Raw genomic sequence first — 18,026 nt, 5'->3', positions numbered from 1 at the left:
AGGCAGGCAGGTTGGAGCGGGCTGCCGTGCAGCGCGTAAAGCCCCGCCCCGTATGGGGACACGCCCAACATAAGATTTAAAACATTTAAATAAAAAGGTTTGCCCGTTTGAACACCTTACGAACAAGGATAAAAACAAACAAATGAAAGAAGGATTAGCAGGCAAAATTGCCAAAGGCTTTATAAGTTCAAAACTTACGGTGCTCCTCATGATCGTGTTCATGGTAGTAGGTGTTTACAGTTCGTTTTTGATCCCCCGGGAGGAAGAACCGCAAATAGACGTGCCCATGGCCGACATATTTGTTGGGTATCCAGGCGCAAGCCCTACCGAGGTAGAATCACGGGTTACCAAGCCTTTGGAGAAAATAATTTCAAATATTAAAGGGGTAGAATATGTGTATTCTACTTCCCTGAAGGAGCAGGGAATGCTTATCGTCCAGTTTTATGTGGGCGAAGATATAGAGCGCTCTTATGTGAAGCTCTATAACGAGCTGATGAAAAACATGGCTCAAATGCCATCCAATGTTACGCAGCCCCTAGTGAAAACTCGGGTCATTGATGATGTCCCCGTTTTAGGGCTCACCCTTTGGAGTGAGAACTATAACGACTTCCAGCTTAGGCAAATAGCCAACGAACTTACCCAGGAAATAGAAAAGGTTCCCGATGTCTCGGTTACCAAAAAAATAGGGGGCCGAAACCGCCAGGTGAGGGTGGTGCTTGACAAAGATAAAATGGCTTCCAGCGGGGTCGATTTTTTAAGCATTACCGAAAAAATAAAGGCGAACAATCAACAACTTTCCTCGGGAAGTTTTGATTCCGGGGATTCAGAATTCCTTGTAACCACAGGTAGTTTTTTAGAATCGGCAAAAGACGTTGAGAATCTAATCGTGGGGGTTCAGGGCAAGCAGCCGGTTTACCTAAAACAAATTGCAATGGTTACAGACGGGCCTGAAACATCCAAGGAATATGTGAATTTTGGATATGGCCAGGCCGGAGAACAGGCTGCAGATTATTCCTCGGAATATCCCGCGGTGACCATTTCTATAGCTAAAAGAAAAGGGGCCGATGCCATGAAAATTTCCGATGTGATCCTTGAAAAAGTGGAGCATCTAAAAACCTCTTTGATCCCCGATGATGTTCATGTTGAGGTGACCCGAAATTATGGGGAAACCGCATCCCACAAGGTATCGGAACTCTTAATGCACCTTATCGGGGCCATAATTGCGGTAACCCTGGTGGTGATGCTGGCCATGGGATGGCGGGGCGGCCTGGTAGTATTCCTCTCGGTTCCCATTACCTTTGCCCTTACCCTGCTTAGTTACTATATGCTGGATTATACCCTGAACAGGATTACCCTGTTTGCCCTGGTATTCGTGACCGGGATTGTAGTAGATGATTCCATTATTATAGCCGAAAATATGCACCGGCATTTCAAGTTGAAGCGCCTGCCCTTTAAACAGGCTGCTATTTATGCTATCAATGAAGTAGGAAACCCAACTATTCTGGCCACCTTTACGGTAATTGCTTCGGTATTGCCTATGGCCTTTGTAAGCGGACTCATGGGGCCTTATATGAGTCCTATGCCCATTGGTGCTTCCATCGCAATGATCTTATCCTTATTTGTCGCCCTCACTATTACTCCCTATTTGGGGTATATATTTCTACGCGAAAAGGCTAAAAAAGGTCAAAAACAAGCAGAAGAAAAAGAGGTACGCCTGAAAGACAATTTTATATACAAGCTATATGCCAGGCTTGAAACGCCCCTGCTTGAAAATTCTAAAAAACGATGGGCCTTTTTAGGAATTACCATTGTTCTTTTACTGGGATCTGTGGCCCTATTTTTTACTGAAACCGTCGCCGTAAAAATGCTGCCGTTTGATAACAAAAATGAATTTCAGATTATTATAGATATGCCCGAGGGTACTACCTTAGAACGAACAGCCGTTGTAACCAAAGAGATTAGCCAGTATCTCTCGCAACGTCCTGAAATTGTGAACTACCAAAGTTATGTGGGTACTTCGGCGCCAATTACCTTTAACGGACTGGTAAGGCATTACGATTTGCGTGGAGCCAGTAATACGGCCGATATTCAGGTAAATCTCACCGACAAAGTGGAGCGGAGTGCACAAAGTCATGATATTGCCAAATTATTGAGACCAGACATTCAAAAAATAGCAGGAAAGTATGGCGCTAATGTAAAAGTGGTGGAAGTACCGCCGGGACCACCCGTGCTCTCTACCATTGTAGCTGAAATTTACGGGCCAGATTATGAGAAACAAATAGAAGTAGCAGATAAGGTAAAGACTATCCTAAACGATACGGAAGATGTGGTAGATGTGGACTGGATGGTTGAAGCCGATCAAACCGAGTACGATTTTGAAATAGACAAAGAAAAGGCAATGCTGTATGGCATTGCCCCCCAGCAAATTGTTTATACCTTAAATGGTGCCCTGGGTGAAAGGGCAATCACTTTTCTTTATGATGAAGATGCCACCCAGCCGGTAGGAATTGTATTGGCCTTGGATGAAAAAGAAAAATCTTCCATAAGTGATATTTCCCAGATACAAATAACTTCACAAAATGGCCAAATGGTTTCGGTGGGCGATTTGGTTAAAGTGAAAGAAAAAACGCTTGATAAAAGCATCTACCGTAAAAACCAGAAACGCGTGGTCTATGTAATGGCCGATATGGCCGGAGAACTGGAAAGCCCCGTTTATGCCATCCTGGGAATGGAAGAGAAACTTAAAGAAATCAAACTTCCGAAGGGGTACAGCATGAACGAACTTTACCTGGAACAACCCCAATATGAAGACGATTATACCGTGAAATGGGACGGGGAATGGCAAATTACCCTTGAAGTATTTAGGGACCTGGGAATAGCCTTCCTGGGGGTAATCATTATCATTTACATTCTTATTGTAGGCTGGTTCCAGAACTTTAAAGCCCCCATAGTAATGATGGTAGCCATTCCGTTATCATTGGTAGGGATTGTACTGGGTCACTGGATCATGGGGGCATTCTTTACAGCCACCTCTTTTATTGGAATGATCGCGCTGGCCGGGATCATGGTAAGGAATTCGGTACTATTAATAGATTTCGTGAATTTAAGGCTTGAAGATGGTATCCCCTTAAAGCAGGCGATAATAGAAGCCGGGGCCGTAAGGACCACCCCTATTTTGCTTACCGCTGGAACGGTGGTAATTGGGGCTTTTGTGATCCTTTTCGATCCAATTTTCCAGGGGCTGGCCATCTCGCTTATGGGCGGTACCATTGCCTCTACCGTGCTTACCTTACTGGTAGTGCCTCTTGTTTATTATATGATTGAAAGGAAAAACTATAAATAAGATGCTGGCTTATAAAAAACAGAATTTTCTTAAGGTTAAATGCAAAACAAAAATATCATGAAATTATTAATAATTACGGCCCTTGCCGAATTCCAAAAGGATGTATTAAGAATATTGAAAGAGGCCAAAATTGAAGCTTTCAGTAGTTCTGAAATAGACGGATATAAAAATTCAAATTCCTTTATTGCTGCCCAAAGTTGGTTTCCCGGGGAGCGAAGTGGCAACGAATCCATGCTCTTCTTTTCTTTTACGGAAGAGGAACTTATAACTCCACTTCTTGAACTTACTAAAGAATATAATAAGAACCTCCCCACCAATAATCCCGTGAGGATTGTGGTTTTGGGGATTGAACAATTTATCTAACCCATAAAATCAAAAATTATGATAAATAGACTAGTAAGAGGAATAGCAGGAAGTTTTATCCTTATCAGCTTACTTTTAGCCATATATGTAAATTTAAACTGGCTTTGGTTCACCGCATTTGTAGGAGCTAATTTATTACAATCTTCCTTTACGAAGTGGTGTTTGATGGAAAAGATCCTTAAAAAGCTGGGGGCCAAATAGAAAGGAAAAACCAGGTATAAACTGATGTATTTAATCGCAGAATTCTAAAGTCAGGACTTAGTTATTGGGTTATATTTTAAATGCTTGCTTAAGTTTCTGTTATTTTATAGTGAATTATTGTTGCTTAAATACAACACACAAACTAATTGTAGTTTTACTAGAATAGTTTGTTTGATTAGAAGTTGACTTGAAAAAGTATAAAGCTGAAGTTACAGATTATTGAGTAAAGCAATGGATTTTCTATAAATCCAGGATTACTATGCTGTTTCTTCTAAGAGATATTTTCCCCTCTAATTCCAGGGTTTTTAATAACCTGGAAATAACAACCCGGGAAGTATGAAGATCGTAAGCGATTTCCTGATGTGTTATTTGCAGGATTTCGTTTTGATTTACCTTTGCCTTATCCTGCAGGTATTGCAATAATCTTTTATCCATTTTAAGGAATGCTATTGAATCTATTGCGTCCAGCATTTCCTTAAGCCTTAAATTATAACTTTGAAAAACAAATGTCCTCCAGGATTTATACTTCACAATCCATTCCTCCATTTTTTCAACAGGGACCATAATTAATTTAGTATCCTTTTCAGTTACCGCTTTTATATCACTCTTACTTTTATTTAAACAGCAAGTGAGTGTAAGGGCACAGGTATCCCCTCTTTCAAGGAAATAGAGTAATAATTCGTCCCCATCATTATCTACACGGGAAATTTTAATAGCCCCGTCCAGTAATAAAGGTATGGAAGTAATGTACTCTTCTGCAGTTAAAATAATTTCTCCTGCACGTATATGTTTAAGAGTACCTATTTTAAAAATTTCATTTAATAATTCTTCTTCAAAAACAAAGGAGTAGGCATTATACAGCTCATTTTTCATGATAGAAACGATTTATTTAATGAGGAAGTTTAGTACGTACCAGGCCATATATAAAGGTACCCAACAAAGCGGCTGCGATCACCACTAATATCGAAATATAACCAGATCCCGCGAGCACATACATAGGCCCCGGGCAAGCCCCGGCAAGGGCCCAACCTAATCCAAAAATAATACCGCCAATTAAATAACGGGCAATACTTTTATCTTTGGGTTTCAATTGCATCTCCTGGCCGCCCATGGCTTTTATATTGTTCCTCTTAATGTATTGAACCCCCAGAACGCCAAACAATAATGCCGAACCGATTATCCCATACATATGAAATGCCCCAAACTCGAACATCTCGTAAATCCTGAACCAGGAAGCTGCTTCAGATTTATACATAATAATACCAAAAAAGAAACCAATTAAAACGTATGTAATATATTTCATCATTTAAAATATTAAAGGGTAAAGCAAATGGATCATTATAAGTCCACCGATAAAAAAGCCAATTACAGCGATCAGGGATGGAAGTTGAAGGTTGCTCAATCCGGAAATAGCATGCCCGGAAGTACAGCCACCGGCATACCTGGCACCGAAGCCAACCATAAAACCGCCGGCAATTAATACAAATAAAACAAGGGGATCTCCAAGATTTTCCAAAGCAAATATTTCGGTAGGCATATAAGCTTCCCCGGCACTATGAATACCATACTCATTACTTAATTTATCAGCTAACCTTTCATTTATTTCCACTGTATTATTTGATAGATAGGTAGACGCAAAAAAACCACCCAGCACAGCACCTAAAACAACCATAAGGTTCCATCTCTCTTTCTTCCAGTCAAACCTGAAAAAATCGGCTGCTTTACCTGCTCCGCTTGCAGAACACATGGTGCGAAGGTTAGAAGACATTCCAAACTGTTTTCCCGTATATAGCAACACGAACATCGTTGCAGCAATTAAAGGCCCCGAAACATACCATGGCCAGGGTTCATAAATCAATTCCATTTTTTTTAATTTTGTGCGAATATATCAAATAGTCAAAGCACGCTCGGTAACCTATGTTACATACTGCAGTAGAATTCTTCTGACTAAAATTCCATATTTTCAAGATTTGTAAAATTACAATGCTTCGCCTGGCCAGGATTTAATTTTTTCATTCTCAGGCATTCGTAATTTAATTATTACTGCGGAACATAAGGTTATCACACCAATGATAACAATTGCAAATGGAACGCCGAGCAGGTCTGCAATTATTCCAGATAGTAAAGCACCAATGGCATAACCCGAATCACGCCAAAATCTAAAAGCACCAATACTTTCAGCACGTTGGGTGGGATTGGTTGCCGAGGCAATAGCAGATAAGAAGGTTGGATATACCAATGCCGTACCTAACCCTAATACAAAAGCAATGGTCACCATAAATATGAAATCTTCTGTAAAAGGTAGGATGAGAATTGCGATTCCCTGCAATAACATTCCCCAAAAAAGCAAACCTTTTTTTGAGTAAATGTCAGACATCCTCCCCGTAAATAATTGACCTATCCCCCATACGGTAGGATAAACCGCCGTTATTATACCAATGGATTGGGAATCATAATCTGCCTGTAAAAGAATAATGGGCAACAATCCCCATATCATTCCGTCATTTAAATTATTAACCAGTCCTGCCTGGGTTACCGAGCTTAAAGTTTTGTTTCTAAAAGTGGTGTCTAAAAAGACATTTTTTAAAGGGGAAATATTATTGCTATCCTTCTCTATGGCTACAAAAGTCCGGGTATCTTTTATAAAAAGATAACTCATTATTAAACCCACCATAGAAATCCCAATACCAATATAAAAAGGATAAGGTGTTATCCCATACACATTAGCGACATAACCAGACAAAAAGGCAACCACCCCCACGGCAAGGTAACCCGAAAACTCGTTTAATCCCATCGCCAATCCACGATCCTTCTCCCCTACCAGATCAATTTTCATGACTACCGTACTACTCCAGGTTAACCCCTGGTTAATACCCAAAAGGATATTGGCAAAAATCACCCAGTTCCAGGAGGTTGCATACATTAAAATAAAAGGGATAGGAAGGGCAAACAGCCAGCCGATAACCAGTAAACGTTTTCTGCCAAACCTGTTGGCAAATCTACCTGTCATTAAATTAGTAACGGCCTTGGTAATACCAAAGGCCGTTATAAATGATAAAATCGCAGTGTTGGATTCTATACCAAAAATCTCCTGGGCGTATTGGGGAAAGATACTCCTCTCCAGCCCCACCATTCCGCCTACAAAAGCATTTATTAAAACCAGTAAAGAAAACTGTTTCCAGTTTTTCTTTAAGCCTAGTTTTGCGCTCATCAGGATGTATATTTTTTCACATCCTCGCTTAAGTCATAAACAGGTACTTCCTCAATTTCACTTTCTAAAATACTACTTCCTGCAGCACTACGATAGCCTCCGGCACAATGCACCACAAGAGGTTTATTTTTAGGAAGGGCTTCTATACTTTCTCGTAATTCATTTAAAGGGATATGATATGAATTTTCAAAGATCTTACCCTCAGCAACTTCACCATCATTTCGTATATCTACAATCGTATAATCTTCTTTATTTTTATCGAAAGTTGCTACATCAAATTTTTCTGATGAAGTTGAAATCTTATCAGATAAAGTGAAAATTCCTTGCAATTGCTTTTCGTAACCAATTTTAGCTATCCTTTCAAGGATTTCATCCTGCTTGTTGATACCCTCCAGCACCACGTAAAACTTTTCTTCAGGTTCAATAATAGCCCCCAGCCAGGTTTCAAACTTATCACTATCACTACGGGCCATTATATTGATACTATAGGGCAGATGCCCTTTTTTATAAAGTTGCTCATCACGAGTATCTACCACAAGGAATTCATCCTCTATATTTGATACATTTAATTTGAGTGGTACGTTATATTTGGCCAACTGTACGTTTTCTGCCCCATCACGGTTGAGATCCACATTAAATCCAAAATAAGATGGAATAAAAGGTTGATCTTTTAGGATCTCTGAAACAAACTTCTCTTCGGTTTGCTCTTTAAAAGCCCAGTTGCCTATACGTTCATTACCCAAAGTACTGCTGTTGGCGTCGCTCATATTTTTACCACATAACGAACCGGCTCCATGAGCAGGATATACCATCGCCTCATTTGGCAGGTCATTAAATTTATTTTGGATAGAGTGATACATCATTTGAGCAAGTTCTTTACGCTTAGCTTTAGTGTTCCCCGCTTTTTCCCTTAAATCGGGGCGCCCAACATCTCCAATAAACAAAGTGTCTCCAGTAAACAAAATATGCTCATCATTTTCAAAAGCATGAAAAGTCAAACTATCTGGAGAGTGTCCTGGGGTAAATATTGGTTTGATGGTAGCATCTCCTATGGTAACACTATCCCCTTCATCAAAACTTTGGTGCGGATAACTGACTCCCACCTTTTCACTAATGTAAATAGTCGCCCCCGTTTCTTTATGTATTTGAAGGTGACCGCTTACAAAATCGGCATGCGGGTGAGTTTCAAAAACTGCGGTAATTTTGGCATTCTCTTCTTCAGCATATTTATAATATTGAACCGGGTTTCTACTGGGATCTACCAGTGCCATTTCTCCGTTACTTACCAGAGCATAAGAAAAATGGGATAATGGGTCATCTTTAAACTGTTTTATCTTCATAACTTATTTTTTAAATTTCTTTTGTAAAATTGGCAAATACTATTAAACCCTACAGTAACAATTGTTACCTGGTTAAAATGATATCGACTAGATCTTTTTACCAACCATACGAATAACACTACTTTGGCCCTGATGATATTTTCCTTCCACTTGCTCTATTTTTAGCTCTTCCAGGTATTCTAATGTAAGTCCTGAAAACTCTCTTCTCACTTCTTCTTTAGAAAATAGCATTCTTAGGTCCTTAGGCCCACCAGAATTATAATCAAGCTGTTTTTGAGAGAATGCTTCAAAAATTAAAATCCCACCTGGTTTCAAAAATTGTAATAAATGTTTGTGGATAGCAGGCCTGTTTTCAGCATCAAAATGCGCATAGATAAGTGCGATAACTTCAAATTTAATATCGCTATCAAATTCTTTTGCGGAAGTAACTTCAAACTTTATTTCCACCGCATTTCTCTTCGCCAATTTATCTGCTTTTTCCTTTCCGGCTTTACTGAGATCAAAGGCAGTCACCTGCCAGCCTTTTTTAGCGGCAAAAACCGAGTTTCGCCCTTCCCCATCAGCAGGAAGCAGTATTGATGCAGGCCCTAATTTTTCCAGCTCACTTTGGAAGAAAATATTTGGATATTCCCCATACACATAATCCTGTTCCCTATATCTTTCTTCCCAAAAATCTTTTGATGTACCTTTCATCTTGTACGAATTAATTTAGTAAGCCGGTTCAGATAATTTTTCATCCCATTGCATAATACCACCACTAAGATTGTAAGTTTTAAACCCCTTGGAATCCATTATCTGACAAGCCTGACCACTGCGGTTACCGCTACGACAGTATATATAATAGTTCTTACCTGTATCTAATTTTGAAACTTCTTGTTGAAAAACAGTGGGTTCCAATAGATTGATCAATCTGGCATTTGGTATTATACCTTCTTTCCATTCTCTTGGAGTTCGCACATCAATTATGACAGCATCTTTATCATTTTTGATTTTATGGGCAAAATCTTTTGTAGTTAAGTTTTCCATTGTTTTTGCTTTTAATTGTAATTAATACTTAATTTTTAACGAAGAATTCCATGTAGAAAATAAATCCGGCCATAAGAAATATAAAGTAACCGAAACCTTTCTTCAAACGCTCACCATTGATATAATTGCTTAAATAGGATCCTAAGAAAATGCCCACAAAAGATAGGGCTGTAACTATTCCCAGGAATGCCCAGTCTATCTCCATGGTTATGGCATCGCCCAGGAAAAATCCTAATAGGGATTTAAAGGCTATAATAATTAATGAAGTTCCAACTGCGGTCTTCATTTCAATATTGGCCAAAATTACCAGTGCCGGGATGATCAGGAAGCCACCTCCTGCACCAATCATTCCTGTTATTGCACCAACAATAAGGCCTTCTGCCAAAATTAGCGGATAGTTGTATTTGACCTCTTTATTAGAATTTTCGTTCTTATCAATATCCTTTTTTCGTAACATAGAAAAAGCAGCGGGGATCATAAGCACAGCAAATAACCCAAACATGGCCATCCTCCGGGTAAATTCAAAATCCTGGATATAGAATAAGGTTTCCGGTAATGCCGGAACGACATAATGCCGTACAATGGACACTCCAATAACAGCCGGTATCCCAAAGATTACCGCGGTTTTCCAATCTACATAACTTTTATAATGCTGTTGAATACCCCCTACAAGGGCACTGGCTCCCACAATAAATAAAGAATAAGCTGTGGCTACCCTCTCCCCCATGGAGAAAAGATAAGCCAATACCGGCACCGCAAGAATAGATCCTCCACCACCTATTAATCCCAGGGAGATCCCAATTATAAGAGCGCTTATATAACCAAATATTTCAAGTAATTCCATCCACAGATCTTTTAAATTCTGGACGAAATTAGAATTATGTTTTCGGTCCTACAGTAACAATTGTAACAGAGGAAATGTTGGAACAGATTACAGGGATCATAAACTCGTGATTATTAATAAAGTATAGAATACAGGCGACAGGGATTATATACATTAGGATTACTATTTTGTTATTTCAATCGTATTGCCTTCTGGATCCCAAATCACACTTTCATAATATCCGTCTCCTGTACTCTAAATATTGGGAGTTTTTTATATATTGGAAAAGGAAACTTAATATCAAGGAATCTTATCTTCAATTTTTAAAATAAATCCTTGGCCGTGCACATTTTTAATTTTTAAGGATGGGTCTTTATCAAGGTATTTTCTTAAGTGAGTGATAAATACGTTTAAACTCTTTTGGTTGAAATAATCGTTCCCTCCCCATATACTTAATAAGATCTCTTTATGGCTGCACAATTGATTTTTGTGTCGTACCAAAAACTTCAGAATTTCATTTTCCCTGGAAGTCAAATGAATTGTTTGCCCATTGTAAGATAACGTGTGGTTTAAGCTATTAAAACTATACCGCCCCAAATTATAAATTCCAGAAGAAACTTGGTTATTTGTTTGCCGAAGTCTGGATAAAAGTTTCTGAATCCTTATTACCAATTCCTCTTCATCTATAGGTTTTTTCAAATAGTCCATCGCACCCAGGGAAAAACCTTTTAAAACATCAATTTTGAGAGATTTTGCAGTAAGAAAAATAAAAGGTAAATCGGAGAATTTATTTTGCATTTTGGATGCTAATGTAAAACCGTCCATTTCTGGCATCATCACGTCTAATATGACTAAATCGTAGATATTGGACTCCATTTTATTTAAGGCAAATTTTCCATCCTGTACCCAAGTTACTACAAAACCTTTAATCTGAAGGTACTCTGAAAGCAGATATCCTAAAGTAGAATCATCTTCCACAAGAAGTATTTTAAATTTATTTTTCATTTTAAACTAGGGGGATTATAATGGCAACCGTTGTTCCCTTACCTTTTTCGCTTTCTATTAAAATTTTGCCCTTAATATATTCCACCACTTTTTTTACATAGCTTAATCCCAATCCATATCCCTTTACTTTATATAGATCACCCCTTGGAACCCTATAGTATTTTTTAAAAATACTCTTTTTATCTTTTTGGTCTATACCCATACCATTATCGCTTATTCTAATCCATAATTCACTATGTTCAATGGTGGCCTTTAAGGTAATTATGGGATTATCAGAGTACTTCTTTGCATTGTCCAGTACATTGTTCAATGCATTTTCTAAATGGAAAACTTCTGCATTGATCAAGTATCTTCCGGTTTCCAGTTTATAAGAAAAAGAAACATCTTCCATGGAAACCAAGGTTTTATATTCCTGACATAATTTTTCTAAAAATGGTCTAAAATTAACTTCTTGGAGTTTAAAGGACTTTTTATTGGACTCTAAACTACCTATTTCCAGTATTTTGTCAATATGATCTGTTAATCGCTCTACTTGCTGTCTAATAATACTCACTATGTGCCTTTGATCATCATCCACTTTTTCTGCTAAAATTTTGGAAGCCACACCGATGGAGAAAACAGGAGTTTTTAGTTCGTGTGTAAGGTTGTTTATAAATTCATTTGTCATAACTATTAAGTTATGTTGCCAATAATACGTTCTAAGTACCCAGATAATTGTAACTATGATGCCTAAGATGAATAAAAGACTGGGGAGCGTAAGACCATTTAACTGAGATAGATAATAGTGGTTCAGATCCTTAAATGTTAATTCCAATATTAACCTTTCATCAATAAGTTTTGGTAAATACCCCGAAAGTTCAATAGGATACATAGCAATTTTATCATTCTTATTAAATACTACAGGAGATGTTAAATAATATGGAGTATTCTTTGCATATAATTTATAAGAGAAATCCGTCTCTATCCCCTGATACACTAACTTATAAGTTATAAAGTCCTTTAAAAAAAGATTTGATGCATTTTCTAGGCTATCCTGACTCACCTTGAAAAAAGATACATCTTTTTCCAAAGCACTCCCTATGAGAAATGTCAATTGGTTATTGGTGCTCAAATCTTTTTTAATCGTCTCGGCGACCACTCCTATTTGTTGGTTGAACTGAACTTTGGCTAAAGTCAGACCGATTTTCAGATATTGGTATTGGACCACGGCCAATCCAATAATGGATATTATAAATAACGCGATATATATACTTCTTCTTTTCAAATTTTTTACTAAATAACTTAAAAACATCCAATTTTTAATACTTATTAATCTTTTGTTAATCTAATTAACTCTCTCTTAGTTTTTTTTGTCCATGTGTTAAATCGCCCTTCGGGTAATTGAGAATACATTTACCAGCGTGTTCTAACTAAATTCCTGGCTTTAGTTGGTATCATTCTCAAGAAAATATTTAGCTACCATAACAAAATAAAAATAAGGTGAGTAAAAAAATTCCATTTTCCTTAACAGTTTTATTATTATTCACTATTTCATCGTTTTCCCAAATTTTAGTAAGGGGAAAGGTGGTAGATGCCAATGAACAACAACCTCTCGTTGGAACACAAATCATATTGAAATCGAGTGGTAGGGTTACGGTTACCGACGAAGCAGGATTCTTTGAGGTAATCTTGCCAAAAGATAAAGATACGCTCACCTTTAAATTTTTAGGATATGAAGAAAAACAAATTGGAATAAGCAATGCGAGTACCAATCTGGGGAACATCGAGCTTGTAAGAGCCAATACTACTTTAGATGAAGTTATGGTAAGTGCATCGCCCAATAATTTTAAGAGTAACTTTAAAGGGAGTAATTTTCGAATAAATCCACTTACCTTAAAAAATATCAATCCGCTTAGTACAGAAGAAGTGCTTAAAACGGTTCCAGGTGTAAATATAGTAGGTGATATGGGTCTGTCTAATCGGCCAAACATTAGTATACGTGGTTCTTGGGGAAGAAGGTCCAAGAAAGTATTACTTATGGAAGATGGCACTCCTTCGGCACCTGCCCCGTATATTGCGCCTGGTGCCTATTACAACCCTGTTAGCGATCGCATTACCGGGATAGAAGTTTATAAAGGTGCCGATATGCTTCGATATGGCCCCAATAATATGTACGGAGCGGTCAATTATATTACCGCATTGCCACCGCAAAAGCCCCAATTACGGGTAAAACTAGTTGGCGGTGAGCGAAATTATCAAACAGCCTTGCTTTCTTATGGGGGTACGTGGAACAATCTTGGTGCATTGGTAGAAGGGGTTTACAAAAATTTTGATGGATTTACGGATAATTCCTCTGTAGAAATATTGAATTTGAATACAAAAATATTTGCCAAACTTTCTAAAAACCAATCTTTGTACTTCAAGATAAGCGGGCAGTTTGAGGACAACCAAGCCTCGTTGAGCTCGCAGACCCCTTTTACTTTTGAAACCGACCCAACACAAAATCCTTTGGATGCCGACCAGTTTACCATGAGAAGGTATGGAGTTGATATTATTCATAAATGGCTGCCGAAAGAAAATATAAGTTTTACTTCTAAACTATATGCCTCAGATTTTGAGCGGGATTGGTGGCGCCAGGTCACTGCAAAGGTCAAAGCATCTGAAGTAAGGGATTATGTTGGCGAAGAAATCTTTAATGATCGTTATAGTTATTTAAAGAACGTAAACTTTAGGGAGGAAGATCAAGTCATTGTGGGAAGGATATCGAACGGACATGAAAGCACTACCGATAGTCGTTGGACGTATGCAGTTTCGGGTGTTAAGGAAACCATGAACATGGAATGGCAGGCATTTGGAACTCCGCAGCATTTAGAAGCGAGTTTCAATCTACATCGAGAAACTTTTAAAGACCGATTCTTGGTTGCTGATAGCACGCGTTGGGCAAGAAACGGAACTACAACAAAAGACCTTTGGTACCGATTGTGGTCGGCTAATGGATTTATAAGAAACGAGTTTAATAACGGTAATTGGGGGATTACACCTATTTTACGGTTCGAACATGTAAATATGTATCGTCAGGATTTGATTGTCCTTGCCCAGAATCCAAATATAAATAGTACAACTGAAGGCCGGGAGCCAAATATTTACAACCAATTCTTACCCGGCATTACGGTCGACTATGGTTTTAAAGAAAGTGAATTATATGCAAGTTTTTACCAAGGGATGATTGCCCCATCCAAAGTTTTTGGCTTTTTAATAGAGCAAAATGGAATAGTTACCAATCCGTTTGCCGGTCAAAGTATAAATATTGAACCGGAACTAAGCTGGAACAAAGAAATAGGTTGGCGGGGTAATATTTTAAATGCTCACTTAAATGGACAACTGGCCTATTTTAACAATACAAGTCGTAATTTTTATGCGGGCGGGCGTAATGAAGTATTTCAGGAATTAGGAAAGATCAATGTACAGGGACTGGAACTGGCGCTTGGCACAAAACTACTAAACAGGAATCAACATCAACTTCAACTTTCAGGAAATGTGACCTATATGCATTCCAAAGTCCTGAGTGGCCAACTATCAGACAACGACCTTTTTACTCAGGTGATCCACAGTACAGCTACACAAAATGAATATATTAATAAAGTGAATGCAAATAGGGATGCTTATGAAGTGTACATTTCAGATGGTGGAGGTGGCGAAATTCTGCTAAGCGACGAAGTCATTGATATGGATGATTTTCAAAATATCATAAAAAGTAATATAAGGTTTGGAGATGGAAATATAGAGAATGCCGAAGCTCCATACACCCCCAAAATAAATTTAAATGTTGGATTAAATTATGATTGGAATAGATTATCCATCGGATTAAGTGGGGATTATGTTGGTAAGCAGTTCACTGAATTCCATAATTTCAAAAGTGAATCTGCTGACGGGGCAATTGGTCAGTTGCCTTCCTTTTTTACCATGGATGCTTTTGCCAATTATGATTTTACGGTTGGAAACGGAGTAAATATGACTGCCTTTGTGAACGGGAAAAATATCACTAACAATATTTACAGGGCCTCTAGATTGAACCGAGCCACATCAGGAATATTTGCGGGAGGATTTAGGCAGATAATTTTTGGGATTAATATAAAAATATAAAGGGGATAGTATTTTCAATTTAAAACTTAAACAATGATTTTAACGGTTTTAAACAAATTAAAGATAATAGAAACTCATTCCATCGGGTGGTGGAATGAAAAAAACAGCCTCTCATTTTTACGAGTTTCTTTAGGGCTTATATTTATCTGGTTCGGAGTCCTCAAGTTTTTCCCCGGATTAAGTTCCGCAGAGGCTATAGCCGGAAAAACTGTATTAAAATTAACATTTGGGTATATAGTACCTTCTGTTTCAATGCCTCTCTTAGCCCTTTTGGAATGTATGATTGGTATGGGGCTGCTTTTAAAGAAATTTGTTCCCCTCATCTTGATCTTTTTATATATTCAACTGCTGGGAACTATGTCCCCACTTATTCTATTTCCCGAATTGACCTTCTCAGATTCTATTTTCGTACCTACCTTGTTAGGCCAGTATATTATTAAAAATATAGTTTTATTATCAGCTGCCATAGTAATTGGAGCAACATCAAAGGGGCGCGTAACGTTGACGGATAACAAATAATCGCTCCGAAAAATCATTATAATTTTTGAATAGCAAGAGAGGTCATTTCTCTAACAGTTTTACTTTTGGCCCGGCGTTTTCAAGCTTAAAATTTTATTACCGATAAAATTTTAGTTTTTTAAGCAAAGATATTCTGTGGAGCCCTGCAGAAAATTATATAGAGGGAAATACAACTCACAGCGTAATCCCTCCAGAATGGGACGGAAAATGGCCACTATTAGACTAAGCCGATCCTGTTATTTCGCTGTTTTGACCCAACAAGGATGGGCATAAGCCTCCTCTTCCTAAGATTGTAACAGATCGTGCTTAGGTTCACTACCCCAATTATTTTCCTGGTCTCTAAAATACCAATTTTCAACACATAACCCAGTTGGGCAGGTTTTCGATGAATCGTTGTAGCGTGATTTTATCGGTTTCTTCTTGTCAATTCATCTTCTGTAATGTAATCGTCTTTGTTTCTATCTCGTTCAGCAAAGTTTTCTTTCAATTTACTTTTTGCCTCTGATTTAGAATTTTCCCAATTGTTGGTATCCATATTCCCGAATTTGTTCCTGTAATTCTATTATTACCGGTCTGAGATTTTACTATTTTAGAACGGGAAAATAAGGCTCGGATTAACAAAATTAATCAACTTAAATCCAATCTTCAAACGCTTTAAAATTCATTGAAACTTTCCAATAAGCTTCAATAGATTATATTAATATCTGCTGTAAAAAAAAGGAGGTTCTTAAATCAGAAGGGGAAATACGCTGTTACCTGTATATTCCCCTTCAATTCCACCGAAGGGGGTGACCCAACGGGAATTCTAGCCTAGTCTAAAAATAGCGAAAAGGTTAGATATTACAAATTCCTTATTAACCACTAAATAAATATACTAGTTTAATTGAACGGGTCTTTTTGGAGCAAATAGACTTGATATAATTAATTGCCGAATGGAGTAATGGAAATTTCAAAAACGGCAAGCAAAATTCTTTTTAGTGTTTATTATTGTTTCATTAAGAATGTTTTAACACATAAGATTCTATGTGTATGTTTAACGGCTTTATTATAAATGATTATGAAATAATTTAAGTAAATTTAACATTAATTTATAATTTTTTAGAATTTTCCAATGTTTCAAGGTATCAAAAACTTTACAATAAGGAAAAGTAAAAAGCTTTTCAAAGATGAATCTTCTAAGGATTTATCAGACCTGAATAAAAGCAGAAAGTTATTACGGACCGTTTTTGACACCACCAACCAGGCCATAGCAGTATTTGAGAGCATTTATAACGAGGATGGTACTATTAAAGATTTTAAGTTCATTAAAGTTAATAAAGTTCTATTGGAAATGTATATGGAACCCAACCCTTTAGGTAAAACTTATTTGGAGACCTCCCAATATGGTGTTGAAATGGGAATATTTGATGCCTTCAAAAATGTGATGGAAACAGGAGATGAGTTAGATAAGGAATTCCATTTTGACAGGGATGGCAACAATAGATGGTTTCGAATGACAGCAAGGTCGCAAGATAATCTTTTAATAGCGGCGATAGAAGATATTAGTCTCCGCAAAATTGAAACTCAGAAATTAGAAGAAAATTTTAGGTTTAAACAGCATCTGGCACAAGCATCGCCTGAAACAATTTTAATTATTAATCTAAACAGTTATTGCGTACGCTATATAAATAAAGATATTTTCCCGGAAGCAGGAATGACGAAAGAGAGAATTCAAGACACATCTCTTTTGGAGGTGCTTCCTTTTATTCACCCACAAGATCGGGATAAGATTGTCAGTTTGCACAAGAAATTAGTAAAAGCCTCTGATGATGATATTTTAGAAGTCGAAGTACGGTTAAAATTAAGGAATACTGCCTGGGAATGGTTTAATATTCGTGGCAAAATTTTTGATCGTAAGGATGCCTCCTGGGTAAATGAATATGTGTTATTAGTGAGGAATATTACCGAACAGAAAAATACCCAAGAAGCTTTATTAAAAGCAGAACGTCTTTCCATTCAGGGCGAAGTTGCTCGTATTTTCGCCCATGAATTACGTAATCCTTTAGCCAGTATCGGAATGGCAACTGATATCCT

General features: G+C 37.6%; 17 protein-coding genes. 6 read left to right on the top strand and 11 right to left on the bottom strand.

What is annotated here, in order from left to right:
* Positions 1-142 precede the first annotated feature (142 nt).
* From DHD80_RS19120 to DHD80_RS19110, 3 genes are read left to right on the top strand one after another with little or no spacing between them, the layout of a single operon-like run.
* Positions 143-3,343, top strand: coding sequence for an efflux RND transporter permease subunit (locus DHD80_RS19120; RefSeq protein ID WP_251743075.1), 3,201 nt, complete (start codon positions 143-145; stop codon positions 3,341-3,343).
* A gap of 57 nt (positions 3,344-3,400) precedes the next feature.
* Positions 3,401-3,706: a hypothetical protein gene (locus DHD80_RS19115; RefSeq protein ID WP_251743074.1), complete on the top strand. Its 306-nt coding sequence runs from the start codon at positions 3,401-3,403 to the stop codon at positions 3,704-3,706.
* 18 nt (positions 3,707-3,724) lie between these two features.
* Positions 3,725-3,907 carry a DUF2892 domain-containing protein gene (locus tag DHD80_RS19110; protein WP_251743073.1) on the top strand — a complete coding sequence of 61 codons (183 nt, stop codon included), beginning with the start codon at positions 3,725-3,727 and terminating at the stop codon, positions 3,905-3,907.
* A gap of 240 nt (positions 3,908-4,147) precedes the next feature.
* On the opposite strand, the gene DHD80_RS19105 is transcribed toward DHD80_RS19110, so the two are convergent.
* The 10 genes from DHD80_RS19105 to DHD80_RS19060 form a co-directional block, all read right to left on the bottom strand.
* Positions 4,148-4,780: a Crp/Fnr family transcriptional regulator gene (locus DHD80_RS19105; RefSeq protein ID WP_251743072.1), complete on the bottom strand. Its 633-nt coding sequence runs from the start codon at positions 4,778-4,780 to the stop codon at positions 4,148-4,150.
* Positions 4,781-4,796: 16 nt separating this feature from the next.
* A complete protein-coding gene (locus tag DHD80_RS19100) occupies positions 4,797-5,210 on the bottom strand; it encodes a DUF6691 family protein (protein WP_251743097.1) in 414 nt (137 codons plus the stop codon).
* A 3-nt stretch (positions 5,211-5,213) separates the two neighbouring features.
* Complete coding sequence (locus tag DHD80_RS19095; RefSeq protein ID WP_251743071.1) at positions 5,214-5,771, bottom strand: YeeE/YedE thiosulfate transporter family protein; 558 nt, start codon at positions 5,769-5,771, stop codon at positions 5,214-5,216.
* 114 nt (positions 5,772-5,885) lie between these two features.
* Positions 5,886-7,118: an MFS transporter gene (locus DHD80_RS19090; protein ID WP_251743070.1), complete on the bottom strand. Its 1,233-nt coding sequence runs from the start codon at positions 7,116-7,118 to the stop codon at positions 5,886-5,888.
* Positions 7,118-8,458, bottom strand: a complete 1,341-nt coding sequence (locus DHD80_RS19085; RefSeq protein ID WP_251743069.1) for a rhodanese-like domain-containing protein — start codon at positions 8,456-8,458, stop codon at positions 7,118-7,120. Before DHD80_RS19085 ends, DHD80_RS19090 begins: the two co-directional genes overlap by 1 nt.
* Positions 8,459-8,545: 87 nt before the next feature.
* Positions 8,546-9,151, bottom strand: a complete 606-nt coding sequence (locus DHD80_RS19080; RefSeq protein WP_251743068.1) for a class I SAM-dependent methyltransferase — start codon at positions 9,149-9,151, stop codon at positions 8,546-8,548.
* 15 nt (positions 9,152-9,166) lie between these two features.
* On the bottom strand, positions 9,167-9,484 hold the full coding sequence (locus DHD80_RS19075) for a rhodanese-like domain-containing protein (RefSeq protein WP_251743067.1): 318 nt from the start codon (positions 9,482-9,484) through the stop codon (positions 9,167-9,169).
* Positions 9,485-9,512: 28 nt separating this feature from the next.
* Entirely contained in the window at positions 9,513-10,328 is an 816-nt protein-coding gene (locus tag DHD80_RS19070) for a sulfite exporter TauE/SafE family protein (RefSeq protein WP_251743066.1), read from the bottom strand.
* A 279-nt stretch (positions 10,329-10,607) separates the two neighbouring features.
* Positions 10,608-11,312, bottom strand: a complete 705-nt coding sequence (locus tag DHD80_RS19065; protein WP_251743065.1) for a response regulator transcription factor — start codon at positions 11,310-11,312, stop codon at positions 10,608-10,610.
* Between the two features lies 1 nt (position 11,313).
* Positions 11,314-12,603, bottom strand: coding sequence for an ATP-binding protein (locus tag DHD80_RS19060; protein ID WP_251743064.1), 1,290 nt, complete (start codon positions 12,601-12,603; stop codon positions 11,314-11,316).
* 188 nt (positions 12,604-12,791) lie between these two features.
* On the opposite strand from DHD80_RS19060, the gene DHD80_RS19055 reads away from it, so the two are divergent.
* Positions 12,792-15,434, top strand: a complete 2,643-nt coding sequence (locus tag DHD80_RS19055; protein ID WP_251743063.1) for a TonB-dependent receptor — start codon at positions 12,792-12,794, stop codon at positions 15,432-15,434.
* Positions 15,435-15,467: 33 nt separating this feature from the next.
* Positions 15,468-15,953 (top strand): doxx family protein, encoded by a 486-nt coding sequence (locus DHD80_RS19050; protein ID WP_251743062.1) that lies wholly within the window; start codon positions 15,468-15,470, stop codon positions 15,951-15,953.
* A 406-nt stretch (positions 15,954-16,359) separates the two neighbouring features.
* Here the strand turns inward: DHD80_RS19050 and DHD80_RS19950 are convergent, their stop codons facing one another.
* Positions 16,360-16,488 (bottom strand): hypothetical protein, encoded by a 129-nt coding sequence (locus DHD80_RS19950; protein ID WP_279347075.1) that lies wholly within the window; start codon positions 16,486-16,488, stop codon positions 16,360-16,362.
* Between the two features lie 576 nt (positions 16,489-17,064).
* Here DHD80_RS19950 and DHD80_RS19045 point away from each other — a divergent pair.
* A partial coding sequence (locus DHD80_RS19045; protein WP_251743061.1) for a PAS domain-containing protein occupies positions 17,065-18,026 on the top strand: 962 nt, incomplete at its 3' end.

This window comes from Gramella sp. AN32 (assembly GCF_023718305.1).
Lineage (GTDB): Bacteria > Bacteroidota > Bacteroidia > Flavobacteriales > Flavobacteriaceae > Christiangramia > Christiangramia antarctica.
This window is presented reverse-complemented; position numbering and strand designations above follow the sequence as displayed.